The organism is Lentzea sp. CC55, from assembly GCF_021056325.1.
Lineage (GTDB): Bacteria > Actinomycetota > Actinomycetes > Mycobacteriales > Pseudonocardiaceae > Lentzea > Lentzea jiangxiensis.
The window spans coordinates 96,217-110,229 of the sequence record NZ_JAJCXE010000028.1 but is presented as its reverse complement, the minus strand read 5'-3'; the positions used below and the strand labels follow the sequence as shown (position 1 = coordinate 110,229).

The 14,013-nt window shown below is 70.5% G+C and carries 18 protein-coding genes; 6 read left to right on the top strand and 12 right to left on the bottom strand.

Annotated features, from left to right (window positions below; all coding sequences use genetic code 11):
• Positions 1 to 43 precede the first annotated feature (43 nt).
• From L6E10_RS24295 to L6E10_RS24285, 3 genes are all read right to left on the bottom strand, one after another.
• Positions 44 to 364 carry a cellulose binding domain-containing protein gene (locus L6E10_RS24295; RefSeq protein WP_236221839.1) on the bottom strand — a complete coding sequence of 107 codons (321 nt, stop codon included), beginning with the start codon at positions 362 to 364 and terminating at the stop codon, positions 44 to 46.
• Positions 361 to 696 carry a lytic polysaccharide monooxygenase gene (locus tag L6E10_RS24290; RefSeq protein ID WP_236221838.1) on the bottom strand — a complete coding sequence of 112 codons (336 nt, stop codon included), beginning with the start codon at positions 694 to 696 and terminating at the stop codon, positions 361 to 363. The genes L6E10_RS24295 and L6E10_RS24290 overlap by 4 nt, the downstream gene beginning before the upstream one ends.
• Positions 697 to 900: 204 nt before the next feature.
• Positions 901 to 2,100 carry a serine hydrolase gene (locus tag L6E10_RS24285; protein ID WP_236221837.1) on the bottom strand — a complete coding sequence of 400 codons (1,200 nt, stop codon included), beginning with the start codon at positions 2,098 to 2,100 and terminating at the stop codon, positions 901 to 903.
• A gap of 124 nt (positions 2,101 to 2,224) precedes the next feature.
• Here L6E10_RS24285 and L6E10_RS40925 point away from each other — a divergent pair, with 124 nt between their 5' ends.
• From L6E10_RS40925 to L6E10_RS24265, 4 genes are all read left to right on the top strand, one after another.
• Positions 2,225 to 3,340 carry a sensor histidine kinase gene (locus L6E10_RS40925; RefSeq protein WP_236221836.1) on the top strand — a complete coding sequence of 372 codons (1,116 nt, stop codon included), beginning with the start codon at positions 2,225 to 2,227 and terminating at the stop codon, positions 3,338 to 3,340.
• Between the two features lie 58 nt (positions 3,341 to 3,398).
• Positions 3,399 to 4,055 (top strand): response regulator transcription factor, encoded by a 657-nt coding sequence (locus L6E10_RS24275; protein ID WP_308102867.1) that lies wholly within the window; start codon positions 3,399 to 3,401, stop codon positions 4,053 to 4,055.
• Between the two features lie 579 nt (positions 4,056 to 4,634).
• Entirely contained in the window at positions 4,635 to 5,123 is a 489-nt protein-coding gene (locus L6E10_RS24270; RefSeq protein ID WP_236221835.1) for a DUF2243 domain-containing protein, read from the top strand.
• Positions 5,120 to 5,941 (top strand): cytochrome c oxidase assembly protein, encoded by an 822-nt coding sequence (locus L6E10_RS24265; RefSeq protein ID WP_236221834.1) that lies wholly within the window; start codon positions 5,120 to 5,122, stop codon positions 5,939 to 5,941. The genes L6E10_RS24270 and L6E10_RS24265 overlap by 4 nt, the downstream gene beginning before the upstream one ends.
• A 37-nt stretch (positions 5,942 to 5,978) precedes the next feature.
• Here L6E10_RS24265 and L6E10_RS41245 read toward each other — a convergent pair whose 3' ends face one another.
• The 3 genes from L6E10_RS41245 to L6E10_RS24250 all read right to left on the bottom strand — a co-directional run bounded on the left by L6E10_RS41245 (position 5,979) and on the right by L6E10_RS24250 (position 7,235).
• Entirely contained in the window at positions 5,979 to 6,323 is a 345-nt protein-coding gene (locus L6E10_RS41245) for a J domain-containing protein (RefSeq protein ID WP_374237410.1), read from the bottom strand.
• Positions 6,324 to 6,449: 126 nt separating this feature from the next.
• On the bottom strand, positions 6,450 to 6,662 hold the full coding sequence (locus tag L6E10_RS24255) for a hypothetical protein (RefSeq protein WP_236221832.1): 213 nt from the start codon (positions 6,660 to 6,662) through the stop codon (positions 6,450 to 6,452).
• Between the two features lie 270 nt (positions 6,663 to 6,932).
• Complete coding sequence (locus L6E10_RS24250; protein WP_236221831.1) at positions 6,933 to 7,235, bottom strand: hypothetical protein; 303 nt, start codon at positions 7,233 to 7,235, stop codon at positions 6,933 to 6,935.
• Between the two features lie 136 nt (positions 7,236 to 7,371).
• On the opposite strand from L6E10_RS24250, the gene L6E10_RS24245 reads away from it, so the two are divergent.
• Complete coding sequence (locus L6E10_RS24245) at positions 7,372 to 7,689, top strand: MerR family transcriptional regulator (RefSeq protein WP_236221830.1); 318 nt, start codon at positions 7,372 to 7,374, stop codon at positions 7,687 to 7,689.
• Between the two features lie 71 nt (positions 7,690 to 7,760).
• Here the strand turns inward: L6E10_RS24245 and L6E10_RS24240 are convergent, their stop codons facing one another.
• From L6E10_RS24240 to L6E10_RS24230, 3 genes are all read right to left on the bottom strand, one after another.
• The gene (locus L6E10_RS24240; RefSeq protein ID WP_236221829.1) at positions 7,761 to 8,411 is read right to left on the bottom strand and encodes a response regulator transcription factor; all 651 of its coding nucleotides are present in this window, start codon (positions 8,409 to 8,411) and stop codon (positions 7,761 to 7,763) included.
• Positions 8,408 to 9,445: a sensor histidine kinase gene (locus L6E10_RS24235; protein WP_236221828.1), complete on the bottom strand. Its 1,038-nt coding sequence runs from the start codon at positions 9,443 to 9,445 to the stop codon at positions 8,408 to 8,410. Before L6E10_RS24235 ends, L6E10_RS24240 begins: the two co-directional genes overlap by 4 nt.
• A 145-nt stretch (positions 9,446 to 9,590) precedes the next feature.
• Positions 9,591 to 10,937, bottom strand: a complete 1,347-nt coding sequence (locus L6E10_RS24230; protein WP_236221827.1) for an alpha/beta fold hydrolase — start codon at positions 10,935 to 10,937, stop codon at positions 9,591 to 9,593.
• A gap of 280 nt (positions 10,938 to 11,217) precedes the next feature.
• On the opposite strand from L6E10_RS24230, the gene L6E10_RS24225 reads away from it, so the two are divergent.
• A complete protein-coding gene (locus tag L6E10_RS24225) occupies positions 11,218 to 11,691 on the top strand; it encodes a hypothetical protein (RefSeq protein WP_236221826.1) in 474 nt (157 codons plus the stop codon).
• Here L6E10_RS24225 and L6E10_RS24220 read toward each other — a convergent pair.
• The 3 genes from L6E10_RS24220 to L6E10_RS24210 form a co-directional block, all read right to left on the bottom strand.
• Positions 11,675 to 12,733, bottom strand: a complete 1,059-nt coding sequence (locus L6E10_RS24220; RefSeq protein ID WP_236221825.1) for an ABC transporter substrate-binding protein — start codon at positions 12,731 to 12,733, stop codon at positions 11,675 to 11,677. The two genes, L6E10_RS24225 and L6E10_RS24220, sit on opposite strands and share 17 nt — an antisense overlap.
• A 168-nt stretch (positions 12,734 to 12,901) precedes the next feature.
• On the bottom strand, positions 12,902 to 13,132 hold the full coding sequence (locus tag L6E10_RS24215; RefSeq protein WP_236221824.1) for a hypothetical protein: 231 nt from the start codon (positions 13,130 to 13,132) through the stop codon (positions 12,902 to 12,904).
• Positions 13,133 to 13,318: 186 nt separating this feature from the next.
• Positions 13,319 to 13,936 (bottom strand): flavodoxin family protein, encoded by a 618-nt coding sequence (locus tag L6E10_RS24210; protein ID WP_236221823.1) that lies wholly within the window; start codon positions 13,934 to 13,936, stop codon positions 13,319 to 13,321.
• Positions 13,937 to 14,013: the final 77 nt, after the last annotated feature.

Genomic DNA, 14,013 nt, shown 5'->3' with positions numbered 1-14,013 from the left:
CTGACTTCGCAATCACCACCGCACCCGGAGGCCTCACCCATGATCAAGCCGACACACCGTCACCAACGTGTTGGCCAGGTACACCTAGACCCGCGAACGGCTCGACAACGCCCACCACGCCCAGCACCGGCACGGGATCAGGACGCGGTGCAGGTGGGGTCGGGGTACCCGCGGTTCCGGAGGCGACGAAACCGAAGGTGGTGGAGGCGCCCGCGCCCACGATGCCGTTGTGGGCGGCGTTGCGGGCGGTGATCGTGGACCCGCTCGTGGTCAGGGTGGCGTTCCACGAGGAGTTGATGCGCTCGCCGTTGGCGAACGTCCAGTCCACCTGCCAGCCGGAGATCGCCGTCGCGCCGGCGGTCACGCGCGCCTCGGCCTGGAAGGTGGCCGAGCAGCCCGCCGAGGGGTTGCCGTCATGGTGGTGGTGCCACCGTCGGTGAAGTTCACGTCGCTGCACGCGTAGTAGCTCTGGTCGAGGTGGCTGGCCTGCCACACCGTGTACAGGACGTGGTGGCCGGTGCGGCCAGGCGCGTTGATCTCGACGGGCGTCCGGGTGCTGGTGGGGATCCTGCCGGTCTGGCCGACGAGCTCCAGGTCGCTCCACTTCAGGGCCTGGGTCTTGGGGTTGAAGCCCTGCTTGGTGGCGTAGACGACGGCCGCTACGCCGCAAGGGACAAGCCCGTCCGCGATGGACAACGGGGTGCGCGTGGTTCGGCGCCCTCGAGTCGGCCCGCACGACGCCGGTCGCGTGGTCGGTCGCCCGGACCGCCCTTGGCTCGACAGAGTGGCTCGACAGAGGTGGTCGTGCCAGGGGCGGTCGAGGCGGCGCCGGGGGCAGCCGCGGTGGCGGGTCGTCCTTCGCGCTGGGGGCGCCGCTGGTCGCACTCCCCCTGTTCGGCATCACCCGCGGTCGCAGAGCGCGTTCTTGACCAGGTCGAAGGACGGGTCCTCGAGCGGCGTCGGCGGGGTGGACGAGTCCTTCGGGATCACCGAGTCGGTGTTCATCGAGACGATGACACCGCGCTTGCCGTCGGGCGTGATCCCGTTGCGGGTCTGGAAGCCCTGGATGTCACCCGCGTGTGACCAGTACCCGCCGCACGCGGTGGGAATCCAGGCGATGCCCAGTCCATAGCGCGCTTCCGGCCACACCGACTGCAGGCTCGGCGCCGGCACCGTCTTCTGCATCTCGGCCAGCTCCGCGGGAGCGAGGAGCCTGCCCGAGATCAAGGCTTCGAGGAAGACCAGCGCGTCGTTGGTGGTGCTGACCAGCTCTCCCGCCGCTTCAGCGTAGGACGGGTTCAGTTCGGTGACGTCCACGGGCTTTCCGAAGCGCAACGGGTCCGCTGTGACGTCCTCCGGGAAGCGCTCGTACGCGGTCGCGTGGGGATGCGGCAGCGCCGTCGAGTGTCCGGGAGCCGAGGTGTTGCGCAGGCCCAGGCGCTTGATGATCCGCTCGTCGACGGCGGCGCGCCAGTCCTGGCCGGTCACCTTGCCGATGACCATTCCGGCCAGCACGTAGTTGGTGTTGGAGTAGCTCCAGCCGGCGCCGGGCGCGAAAGCGGGGGTCTGACGCATCGCGAGGGCGACGAGGTCTGCCGGGGAGTGCTTGTCGAACCGGTGCTGCCGGAAGTCGCTCTCGGTGAACACCGGCACACCGACGAGGTACTCGGGGATGCCGCTGGTGTGCTGGAGCAGCTGACGAACGGTGATCTTGCTGCCGTCGTTCCCGTTGCCGGTCACGACTCCGGGCAGCCACTTTTCGACGGTGTCGTCGAGCGACAGGCGCTTTTCGCCGACGAGTTGGAGCAGCGTGGTCGCCACGAAGGTCTTGCTGAAGCTCGCGATGCGGAAGTGGGCGTCCCACGGCACCGGTGTCTTCGCGTCGGTGTCGCCTTCCCCGCTGCGGACCTTCACGGCACCGTTGGGCGTGCGCAACTCGGTCAGAACGCCGGGGGCACCTTTCGACACCAGTGCGTCGGCATCTTTCTGCAAAGAGGCGCGGGACGCGTCGTTCCCATTTCGCTCGGCGTCGGCCGGCGAACATCCGATGACGAACGAGATTGTGGTCAACACCACCAGTGCGGTCGTTTTCGTGCTCATGAGATCACCGTAGGAGCGCATCGATGCGATGTCGTCATCCTTGCCGGTCGTCCCTTCTACCCCTCTGGTGGTAGGGCGGATCTCCCTTGTTTCCAGGCAAGAATCTCCTGGTAGGGTCCCGCCGGTGCGCAAGCTTCTCCGGCCGACGTGGGCGGACCTCCTTCTCGCCCTGGTCGCCACAGTCCTCACCCTGGCCAATCAGGTGGGATATCTCGGCGCCGATCTCACGCTCGTGGATTTGTCGCTCGCCGCGCTCACGGTGGCGCCTATCGCGATTCGACACGTCGTACCGGTGACGTCCTTGTGCGTGATTCTCGGTTCCTCGGTCGTCTACGCGTTTTTTGGTCATGGCGCAGTGGGCAACTTGGGGCTCGGTGTGGTCATCGGCGTGTTCACAGTCGCCAACGTGCGCAGTTCGCGGATTGCCGCGGTGATGGCAGCGCTGTCGGCGCTCTGCCTGCTGGTGCCCGAATACGTCGGAGAGGTGACGCTGAAGTGGCCGGAGGCCGTGCAGGCCGTCCTGGTCCTGTTCGTCGCCTGGATGGTCGGCGAGAGCTCCAAGAAGTGGGCCAGGCGTGCTGAGGAAGCAGCTGAGCGCGAAGGTCGCGCGGCCGCCGAGGAGCGAGTGCGGATCGCACGGGAGTTGCACGACATCGTCGCGCACCACATGTCCGTGATCTCTTTGCAGGCCGGGGTGGCCGAATACACCCTCGCGTCCGCTCCGGCCACCGCGCGTACCGCGATTTCGGCTGTCTCCGAGTCCTGCCGGCAAGGCCTGACCGAGATGCGCAGGCTGCTCGACGTGCTGCGGGTGGAGGACGAAACCGAATTCCCGGACGTGCAACTCGCGAGCCCGGGCCTCGACGCTCTTCCCGGCTTGGTGGACCGCACGCGCGACGCCGGCCTCACCGTCGAACTCGTGGTGCGGGGCACACCGCGCGCCTTGCCTCCCGGGCAGGACCTCTGCGCCTATCGCGTCGCGCAGGAATCGCTGACCAACGTCCTCAAGCACGCTGGTCCAGCGGCCGTGGAGGTGGTGCTCGACTACCGTGCACACGAACTGATGTTGACCATCACCGATGACGGCGCGTCAAGGCCCCCCAGCGTCAAAGCGAAATCGCATGGCATTCAGGGGATGCGTGAGCGCGCCGAACTCTACGGTGGCGTCCTGGACGCCGGACACCGCTCTCGTCGAGGGTTCCAGGTCGTGCTGCGCCTGCCGATTCCGGACCAGAGCTGATTTCCGAACACCGGACGAATGCACGAGCTGGAGAGATGTGATGGCAGTCCGCGTTCTGGTGGTCGACGACCAGTACCTCGTTCGCCACGCCCTCATGGCGTTGCTCAACGCCGCACCCGGCATCGATCCCGTCGGCGAGGCATCAGACGGCGAGCAAGCCGTGGCGCTGGTCGCCGACCTGGCGCCCGACGTGGTTCTGATGGACATCAAGATGCCGGTCATGGACGGGCTCAGCGCCACCCGTCGCATTCTCGCGATGCGTCCGGAAACCCAGGTGGTCGTGCTGACGACCTTCGACATCCCCGAGTACGTCTACACGGCGCTGACCGATGGAGCCGCCGGGTTCATCATGAAGGACACACCTCCCGATCGGATCATCGCGGCGGTGCGCACGGTCGCGATGGGAGAGATGCTGATCTCGCCGGCCATCACCCTGCGGCTGGTCCAGACCTACGCGCAACGCCATCGCGTCGAGCTCCAGGCGAACACCCGGCTGCCGGACCTCACGCCACGAGAAACCGAGATCCTGCGGCTGATCGGAACAGGATCGACCAACGAGGAGATCGCGAATCAGCTCGCCATCAGTGAAGCAACGGTGAAGACACACGTGAAGCACACGATGCGGAAGTTGAACCTGACCACCCGCGCTCAGGCTGTCGTCGCCGCTTACGAGAGCGGGCTGGTCGTTCCGGGCTCCGCGGCACACGGCGGCTGAGACGTCGACGGTCTCCGCATCGAGCCCCGAGCGATGCTGCGCGGTCCTCTGTGGAGGATGCGTCACAGACGGGTCCGAGAAGACGTGGTGGTCCGCGCCCGGCCAGGTCGGCGCCCGCCAAGGGCCCAGCGCTCGACACCGCACCCGCTCCGCGTCGGGCGCAGGCCGTTCCGCATTGTGAGCGATCGTGCCGAGCAGGTCTTTCGCCACCTCCCGGAACTTCACCGCGGCTCAACACCGGCGGTACCGCGTTCAGACAGCCTGCGCGCTGAATGCCGCCACGTTGAAGCAAGGCGCTCGCGTGGTATCGACCAAGACCGTGAGAACCGGTTGAGCCTTGTGCGATCAACAGCGAGACCGTCACACCGGGCCGAGACTCGGATAGGCCGGCCGTAGCCGGGTACTCAAGCCGATGTGATGAGACGCGCACCGCGGCAAGGGCTGTTCACCGGCCCAGCCGGGGTCGTGGTGACGCTGGTGGAGCAGGCAGAACAACGTCTGACACCTGCGTGCCCACCCCGATAGCGCGAACGTCTCGGCACGACCCGCCACGTCACCGATCGGAGGACTGCGCGCCTGATGAGCGAATCCGAAGGGCAAGCCCTACCGACCTCCGCACCGAAAGCCGTGCTCCTGCCCGGGAGGTCGCTGGCTGTCTGCGCGTTGATCGGCGCGGCGCTGATGGCCGCGGTTGACGAGATCGTGTTCCACCAGATCCTGGCCTGGCACCACTTCTTCGACCGGTCCACCCCGGCGGTGGGGCTGGTGTCGGACGGCCTGCTGCACACCGCCGAGTTGCTGGGCTTGGTGGCCGGGTTCGTCCTGTACGCCGATCTGCGCCGTCGTCGCGCTCTCGCCCCGGCTCATGCTGTGGCCGGGCTGTTCCTCGGTCTGGGCGGCTTCCAGCTGTTCGACGGCATTGTCGACCACAAGGTGCTGCGCCTGCACCAGGTCCGCTACGGCGTGGACCTGCTGGTCTACGACCTGGTGTGGAACGGCGTGGCGCTGGCGCTGCTGGCCGTGGGCGCCGTCCTCGCCGTGCGGGCGCGTCGGCAGGCCGGCTCGTGAGCGACCCTCATCTGCACCACGTGCCCGCTGCGGCGCCCACGGGACTGATCGGGATGGTCATCGCGGTGGTGGCCGTGCTGGCCGCTTCTGCTTATCTGGCGGGCAGCATCCGGCTGCGCCTGCGCGGTGATGCGTGGCCGGGACGGCGGGACGCCTGCTTCACCGCCGGGTGCGCCGTCCTGGTCTACGCGCTCCTCGGACCGCTGCCGGGAGGCCCGTTCACCGCCCACATGGCCCAGCACCTCGTGCTGGCCATGATCGCCCCTGTGCTGGTGGTGCCGGCCCGCCCACTGACCTTGCTGCTGCGGGTGCTTCCGACGCGACCCCGGCGCACGCTGCTGGCCGTGGCGCACTCGACTCCCGTGAGCGTGCTGGTCTTCCCTCCACTGGCGGCAGTGCTGGACGTCGGCGGTCTGTGGCTGCTCTACCGGACTCCCCTGTTCGCCGGCCTTCACCACCAGCCGCTGCTGCACGCCGCGGTGCACGTGCACGTCGTGGTCTCCGGCCTGCTGTTCACCTTCGCCGTGTGCCAACTGGACCCGGTTCGACGCCGCTGGAGCCTGGCCTGGCGCGCCACCGCCCTGCTCGGCGCCGGCGCCGCCCACGCCGTCCTCGCCAAGACCCTCTACGCGGCACCTCCGCCGAGTACCGCCTTCGCCACTGCCGACCTGCACACCGGCGCCCAGCTGATGTACTACGGCGGCGACCTGACCGAAATCGCCCTCGCCGCGATCATCGCCGTCCAGTGGTACGCCGCCAGCGGCCGCACCCTGATCCGCCGGCAACGCCGAGGTGAGGTCAGCTCCGCCTTCCGGTGACCGCAACGAGCAAGGGGGCTCGACTCCGGCGTGGCCGTCAACGGCTCCGGTGGCTGCGAACGGGGCCCACGCGGATGTCCGGCTGATCACGACGGGGATCTCGGACGCGAACCGGGATCGAATTTCCGCCCGCGTCGGGCCGGGTGTCGGCGGTGAACGGCGCGGGGTCACCGGTGGTGCGGCGGCAGGCGTCGCGCAGTTGGGCGTGTGCGGCCACCACCTGGGCCAGCCGTGCCGGGTCCGCGGGCTCTGCGCGGGTGTCCGGGTGGAGAGCGAGCAGAAGCGCTCGGTAGGCCGTGCGGATCTGGGCCGGGGTGGCGTCGCGCGGGACGCCGAGCACGCGGTGCGGGTCGTGTGATGATGGGTTTCGGTGCGTCGGCATGGCCGGATCACTTCCGCGGCCGGGCGGGTGCGACGTGGTCGTCGCGGCGCGACTCGTGCCGTTGTGGACAGTCTCCTGTGGAGGCCGCGTGGTGGGTGGCGTGCGAGCGGGGTTCCGGGCGGCGGCTCATGCCAGGCCTCCGGCGGGGTCCGGTTCGTCGTCGGGCGGAGGCACGACGCGGCGCTGGTCGGCGACATCGGCGGGGTCGGCCTCGATCACCTCTCCCGGGGCCGCGACGTCGCCGGGATCGGGAACACCGTCGAGTGCGATCTCGTCGAGTTCCGGCCAGGCGGGACGCAGTTGGTCGGTCACGTCGTTCCACGGCTTGTCCAGGTCCATCACGAGTCCCCCTTTCGCGGTTGCCGTTCCGGCACGACCCGATGCCCGCCACGGCTTCCGGTAGCCGTGACGGGCGTGATCCAGGCTCAACTCGAAGGTCTGCGAAACGCGTCTCCGGCAAGGCTCGGGCCGTGGCGGTCGCTTTGATCGCGTCACGAGACGCAGACCGGTTGTCGCGTCGAGGCGGGAACCGGCGGGATGACGAGCGAACAGCCACGACGGATCGGCCGTGCCCTGCGCTCTACCACCTCCTGGACAGCGTTCGAGGTGTCACGTCGAGGGTCCGACCGCCGGGCGCGGAGGAGAGCGCTCCCGCGCGCCCACTTCGCGTGCGGTCCGGTCGCGGGCGCCGGATTCCCGGCCGGGCGGTGTGGCCGTCCGCACCGGTGGTGCCGGATGGCGAGACCGCTCGCGCGGATGCCTTCGAAGCGGCGGGACGGGTGACTCGGGGAAGTTCGCGGCCACGATCTCGTCGAACTCCGCCCGCACCCAGCCGAGGTCGGCGACGACCACGTCCGCGAACACCGGCGCGCCGCCGCGCTCGACGTGGGGAACCACGTTCTCGCCGCTCATCTCGATCACTCCCGGGCCACTGTCACCAGGTCATCGACCGACACTTTTCTTATAGCGCGCACTGCAGATTGTGTCAAGCAATCGCCGAAGATAGTCTTGAGCAGCGAATTCACCCAGGTTCAAGGAGCCGTCCACGGTGCCCCTCGACGACCTCGACGACGTGGATCACCCGGCCTACACCACCGGCCAGGCCGCGGAGCTGCTCGGTGTTCAGCAAGCGTTCCTGCGCAGCCTGGACACCGCGGACCTGCTGCGCCCCCACCGCTCCGGCGGCGGACATCGCCGCTACAGCCGCCGTCAACTCGAACTGGCGGGCCGGATCCGCGTCTTGTTCGACGAGGGCCACACGCTCGCCGCGACGGCCCGCATCATCGGGTTGGAGGACGAGCTCGCCGCCGCCCGGAGCCAGATCGTCGAGCTGCGCAGGCAGCTGGGGCAGGTGTGCCGCCACTGACGCCACTTCACGACCGCGGTCAGCACGGACCGCGATCGGCGACACCTGCCTGGACTTCGTCACCGGCCTCGTCAGGAAGGGCTCAGGATGGCGTGCTCGTAGGCGTAGATCACCAGGTGCACGCGAGTGCGGAGGCCGAGTTTGGCGAGTACGCGCGCCACGTGGGTTTTGACCGTGCCTTCGCCGACGGTCAAGGCACGGGCGATCTCGGCGTTGCTGAGGCCTCGTGCCACGTGGCGCAGCACCTCCTGCTCGCGCGGGGTGAGCAGATCCAGGCCGGTCGGTGCGGGGCGGGGCGCGAACTGCGCGAACCGGCGGATGGCGCGGCGGGTGACCTGCGGGTCCAGCAGCCCCTGTCCCCTCGACGCCGCGCGGACGGCCTCGACGAGCAGAGCCGGTTCGCTGTCCTTGAGCACGAAGCCCGCCGCGCCCGCCCGGAGCGCGCCGAACAGGTACTCGTCGACGTCGAACGTCGTCAGCGCGACCACCGCGGGCGCCGGGGTGACCGATTCGGTGATCCGGCGGATGGCCGCCACCCCGTCCATCCGCGGCATCCTCAGGTCGAGCACCACCACGTCCACGCCCAGCCGGCGGGCCTTGTCCACGGCTTCGGCGCCGTCCACGGCCTCGTCGACCACCTCGATGTCCGGTTCGGCGTCGAGGACCAGGCGCAGTGCCCACCGCACGGGCTCTTGGTCGTCCGCGACCAGGGTGCGGATCACCGCTGCTCCCCCAGCGGGAGCCGGGCTTCGACGAGCCAGCCGCTGGGCCGGTTCGGCTCGATCCGCAGGGTTCCGCCGAGCAGCCGGGTCCGTTCCCGGATGCCGCGCAGCCCGGTGCCGTCGGTCGCCGGGCCGGGTGTGGTGGAACCGTTGTCCGCCACGGTGATCACGACGGCGTCCGGTGTGTGGTGCAGGCGCAGGTCCACCTTGGACGCGTCGGAGTGGCGCAGGGCGTTGGTGAGCGCCTCCTGCGCCAGCCGGTAACCGGCGTGGTCGACCAAGGGCGGCAGGGTGCCCGGCGCGGAGCCGTCCCTGGTGAGGGTCACGGTGCGGTTCGGCCCGGTGACGTGGTCCACGAGGGTGTCCAGGTCGGCCAGCGTGGTGCCGTGCGTGGGCAGTGCGGCCAGAACGTCGCGGACCTCGGTGAGCGCGGTGGCCGACACCTCGGCGATCGTCACCAGCGCCCGGTCGGCGACCGCGGGCAGGGAGCGGGCGACGTGCCGGACGGCGTTGGCCTGCATCCGGATCACGGTGAGGTGGTGGCCGACGGCGTCGTGCACCTCGCGGGCGATCCGGGCGTGCTCCTCGGCGATCACCCTGCGGGTCTCTTCCCGGTAGAGGCGTTCGGCGTGGTCGGCGCGGTCGCGGTGCAGGCGCAACGCGGAGCCGGCGGCAGCCGGCGCGATGCCGAGCAGGAGCAGGTCCGTCCACGTCGCGGCCGTCGGTGAGCGGACTCCCGCCGCGGCCAGGACGAGGAACCCCGCCACGGCCAGGACGAACACCGTACGCCGGGGACGGTGGTACGCGGCGGAACCGAACGCGGCCATGGCGGCCAGGCGCCCGGACCACTCCGGCACGGCGACGACGACCACGATCGCGGCGGATGCGAACGCCGTGGTCAGGGGAAAACGACGCCGTAGCAGCAGAGGTACCGCCACCGCGACCGACGCGGCGACCATGACGACCGGGTTCGCGGAGCGGTGTTCGACCAGCCCGAGCACCGACACGACGACCACGGCCACGCCGGCGAACACCGCATCGCCTCCGGCGGTGTCGCGAAGCCGCTCCGGGAACGTCCGCGTGCTCGGTGGAAACGACCACCACGAGCGCGGTCCCGCCGGACGGATGGCAGAACCGGGCATCCGGCGGTCGTCCATTCCCCAGTTGTACACGGCCCGGTCAGACCGATGAGCCGCACCGCGCGTCCGGCGCGGGCAGCTGCCCGGTCAGGAAGTAGCGGTGCACGTGGTCGCGGACGCAGGCGTTGCCGTTGAGGTAGAGCCCGTGGTTGCCCTCCACGGGCAGGTAGGCGCCTCGCAGCTGGGCGGCGACCCGGCGGCCGTGCTCGGCGGGGGTCAGCGGGTCGTGTTCGCCGTTGGCCACCAGCACGTCCGGCATCGGGGGCAACGCCGCCGGCGGGTTGACCCCTTCTCCGGGCACACCCGAGCAGTGCCCGGAGACCCGCCACGGGACCGCCGCCCACCCCAGCCGGGGCGCGACCGCCCGCACCCGGTCCTCCACCCGCTTCACGGCCGGGAAGTCGTCCGGGAAGGGGAAGTCCGCGCAGAACGCCGTCCGGGCGAGACCGACGTCGGACGGACCGGGCCGCGGTGTGATCGCCGTCGTGTCGCCGGCCGCCAGCTGCGCGAGTCCGGTGGCCAGCGCGGGCCAGCCCCTGTCGTTGCCGATCCTCGCCGCGGCCCACCTGAGGACCGCGGACACCTCCACACCGGGCGTGGACAACACGCGGTCCCACACCGCGATCAGGTCCTCGCCGTGCAGTGCGCAACCGGCGTCAGCCGCGCACCACCGCGCCATCCGGTGGAGGTTGTCCTCCGCCGTGACGGCACCGGCCCGAGCCCACTCAGCCGGGTCGCGCCGGGTGTGGTCCAGCACGCTGTCCAGGTACATCCGCCCGACCCGGTGCCCGAAGAGGTCCGCGTACAACTGCCCGTACACCGTGCCGTAGGAGTTGCCGAAGTAGTTGAGCCGGCGCTCCCCCAGTGCGCGCCGGACGGCGTCCATGTCGTGTGCGACCTGGCGAGCGTTGAGGCGCCCCCGGTACGGGCCCATCGCCGCCGCGCAGTCCGCCGCGAACCGGCCGTTGGCGGCGGCGTACTCGCGATGGGCGGACTCGGTCACCGGCGAGGACAGCGGAGCGGGATTCGGACTCGGGCAGGCGACGCCCATGCCGCGCGGGTCGAACACCACGACGTCGAACCGCGCCGCGAGGTCCGCGAACTGGTCGCGATAGCCCGGGAACGCGAAGTTGGGGATGGCCGACCCCGGACCACCGGGGTTGAGCAGGAGGACACCGGTCTTCTGCTCCCGTGCCGGGATCTTCAGCAGCGGAACGGCGATCCGGGTGTCACCGGAAGGACGGGTCCAGTCGGCGGGAACCAGGACTTCGCCGCACCTCAGCCCGTCGTAGCAGTCCCGCCAGTGCAGCCCCTCGGCGGCGGTGGCAGGCCCCGCGCCTCCTGCGAGCACGGCGAGTGCGGCCAGGAGCGTCATCAACGCTTTCATGCCCACGATTCGATCACCCGGACCACGCGGGCGCGTCTGCCTTTCGACAGACATTCCGCTCATCGCGACGACCGGCCCCGCACCGCGCGAAACACTCGCTGGACAGGCCCATTTCACCTGGACGTGTGGCTTGTCGGCGAAGCGGTACCGCTGGGTGCGCGGACCGTGCCGAGTGGACAGCCGTTCGAGGACCGGTCGCTACCCCATCGATCGATGTGCCCTGTGGCACAACGGGCCTAGCGTCGGCGAGGGGAATCCGACCGGACGCGGAGGTGCGTGGATGAAGGTTCAACCGTGGCTCGTGGTGCTCGCCCTCGCCGGGACGCTCGTGGGCGCCGATCAGGTGGACCAGCGGCAGACGACGATCGAGCTGACTTCCAAGCGGACGCTCATGTCGGCGCCGGTGAACATCGCGGTGGGAGGCGGGTTCGTCAGCGGCGGTGAGCTGGCGGACGGGCAGGGCCGGGCCAAGGTGGGCAACGGCTTCTCCCACTGCGGCGTGCTGTCGGTGTCCGTGGCGGTGCCGCCCGCGGTGACGGCGCACTGCACCTCCACCTTCCGGCTCCAGGACGGGGAACTGCACCTGTCCGGCCTGCGTGACTACAAGTCGATCGCCGAAGGCTTCGAGAACACGACCATGGCCGTCATCGGCGGCACCGGCCAGTACTCCGAGGCCCGCGGCGAGGCCAAGGTCACCCGCGTGACGGACAGGGCCGACGTGGGTTACCGGTTCACCATCACGCTGGCGGACTGAGGAGCAGTGCGCCGCCGACCGGCACGCCCGGGACGCGGCGGTTGTCCACGACGACCAGTTCCGGGCGCTGTCCGCCGCGCCACTGCCCACCCGCCAGCGCGATCTTCGCGACGCCGGGCGCGGGGCCGTCCGTCCAGTCCAGGGTTCCGGCGAGGGTGTCCAGCCTCAGGCCTGACAGCGCCTCGGCCGTCCCCGCGCGGGAGCGCGAGGCGGTGACGGCGTGGCAGACGACCTCGAGCGCGGCATGCGCCACGCCGAGCGGTTGCGTCCACGGCATGCCGGTCGCGTTCTCGTAGGCGGCTGCCAGTGCGCGCCCCGCGCCGTCGCCGTGCTCGGGAGTCCAGTAGACGATCGTGGCGATCCGGTCCAGCCGGGCGTGCGCGGCGACGCTGAACGGGTAGGTCAGCCAGCGCGAACAGGTGACCAGCCGGGGACGGGCACGCCGGATGGCCGCGGCGAGGTCGGCGGCGGTCGCGGCCGAGGTCACCACCTCCACCTCCGCCAGGTCGGGCAGGTCGTCGCCGTGCTCGCGGTAGGGCAGGTCGACCAGCACGTGCCCGCGTGCTTCGGCCACCGGGCGGAACCACCGCCGCAGCGCACGTCCCTGCGTGCCGTCGTTCCACAGGCAGCCCACCCGGCGTGCGGCGCCGAGGTGCTCCCACAGGTCGGTGAACACCTCGGCGATGTCGTCGACGCCCCAGCTGAAGTGGAACGCCCACCCCGGCCGGTGGTCGTCGCCGAACACCTCGGCGGCGAACACCTGCCACGGCAGGGTCGTCGACACGCACGGCACCTCCCGCTCGGTGCAGGCACGCGCGACCGCGGGCAGCGTCTCCGTGCCGCCCAGCGTCACGACCGCCCGCACGCCTGCGTCGGCCAGCGCCGACACCGCGGCGCTCGCGCCCTGCGGCGTGGAGCGGCTGTCGTGGACCAGCACGTCCACCGGCCACGGCAGAGCGCCGGCGACGAAGTCCAAGGCCGCGCCCAGCGGCGCGAGCCTCCCGGTCCGCGCGAGGACGATTCCGATCAGTGGCTTGGGCACGTCCGGCACGGTAGCGACGGGCTGATCGCCACGAATGAGTGATCACCCCGTTCGGACACGGCGCAGCACAGCCCACAAAGGACGTTCCGGTGGTGACTGCCGTACCGGGCCCGGGGTGGCGCCGGCGATCCGGCGGACCGGATCGCCGGCGGCGTCGCCGTGGCGGCGTCAGCCGGTCAGGCGCCGGGTCAGCAGTTCCTTGCCCTCGTCGGCGCCCTTGCGGCTCGCCTCCTGGGCGCGCCGGAACAAGTCCGCCAGCTCGCCGTCGCCCGCACGCTCCGCGTCGGCGATGTAGGTCTCGAGCCGCAGCACGTTGCTCAGGCACGCCTCGACGAACCAGATGATGTTGTAGTCCTTGTCCGGCGTGCCCGTGACCTGACCGGTCCCGTTGCTGGACATCCGCTCCTCCTCCTGGTCGGGTTCTCTCCCGGCGTGGTACCCGCGCCTGGTCAGCCGACACGTCCGCTGTCGGGGCCCCACCCAGGCGGAGGCCGCCATACGGGTTCGCCGCACCGCCCGTTCACAACGCGGCGAGGGGTCGCGGCAGGGCCGCGACTCCTTTTCAGCCGCTCACGTGGACAGTCCTCACCGGACCGGCGGGTACTGGTCCTGCTTGAGCAGGCGCGCCAGGTGCGCGGCGTTGCTCGCCAGCTTCTTGTTGGTCGAGGCCACCGGATCAGGCGTCTGATCCAGCTCGATGTAGTCCTTCGGGTTCATGGCCTCGTTGTTCCAGTACGTGCCACCGCTGGCCGGGATGGTGAAGCCGACGTCGTCGAGGGCCTGGAAGCAGTCCGCGATGATCTTGTGCGCGCCGTCCTCGTTGCCGACGACCGCGACCACCGCGACCTTGCCGTAGGTCAGCAGGCGGCCCTCGTCGTCGGTCTCGGACAGCTCGGCGTCCAGCCGCTCCATCACCCGTTGCGCCACGCTGGACGGGTGACCCACCCAGGTGGGCGTGGCCAGCACCAGGATGTCGGCGGCCAACACGCGTTCACGGATCATCGGCCACTCGTCGCCCTCGCCCATGTCCTTCTCCACGCCAGGACGCACGTCGTGGTCCACGACCCGGATCAGGTCACCCGTGACGCCGTGTGCGGCGAGTTCGTCCAGCACCTCGCGGGCGAGCTTGTCGGCGCTCGACGGCTCGGGTGAGGGCTTGAGGGAACAGGTCAGCGCGAGCGCGGTCAACGTCGTGGGAGCCATGCACAGGACCTACCCGCTCCACCCGGCCTCAACCACCGAGAACGAAAGCGACGACCCACATCGGGGAAGCCCGCGTC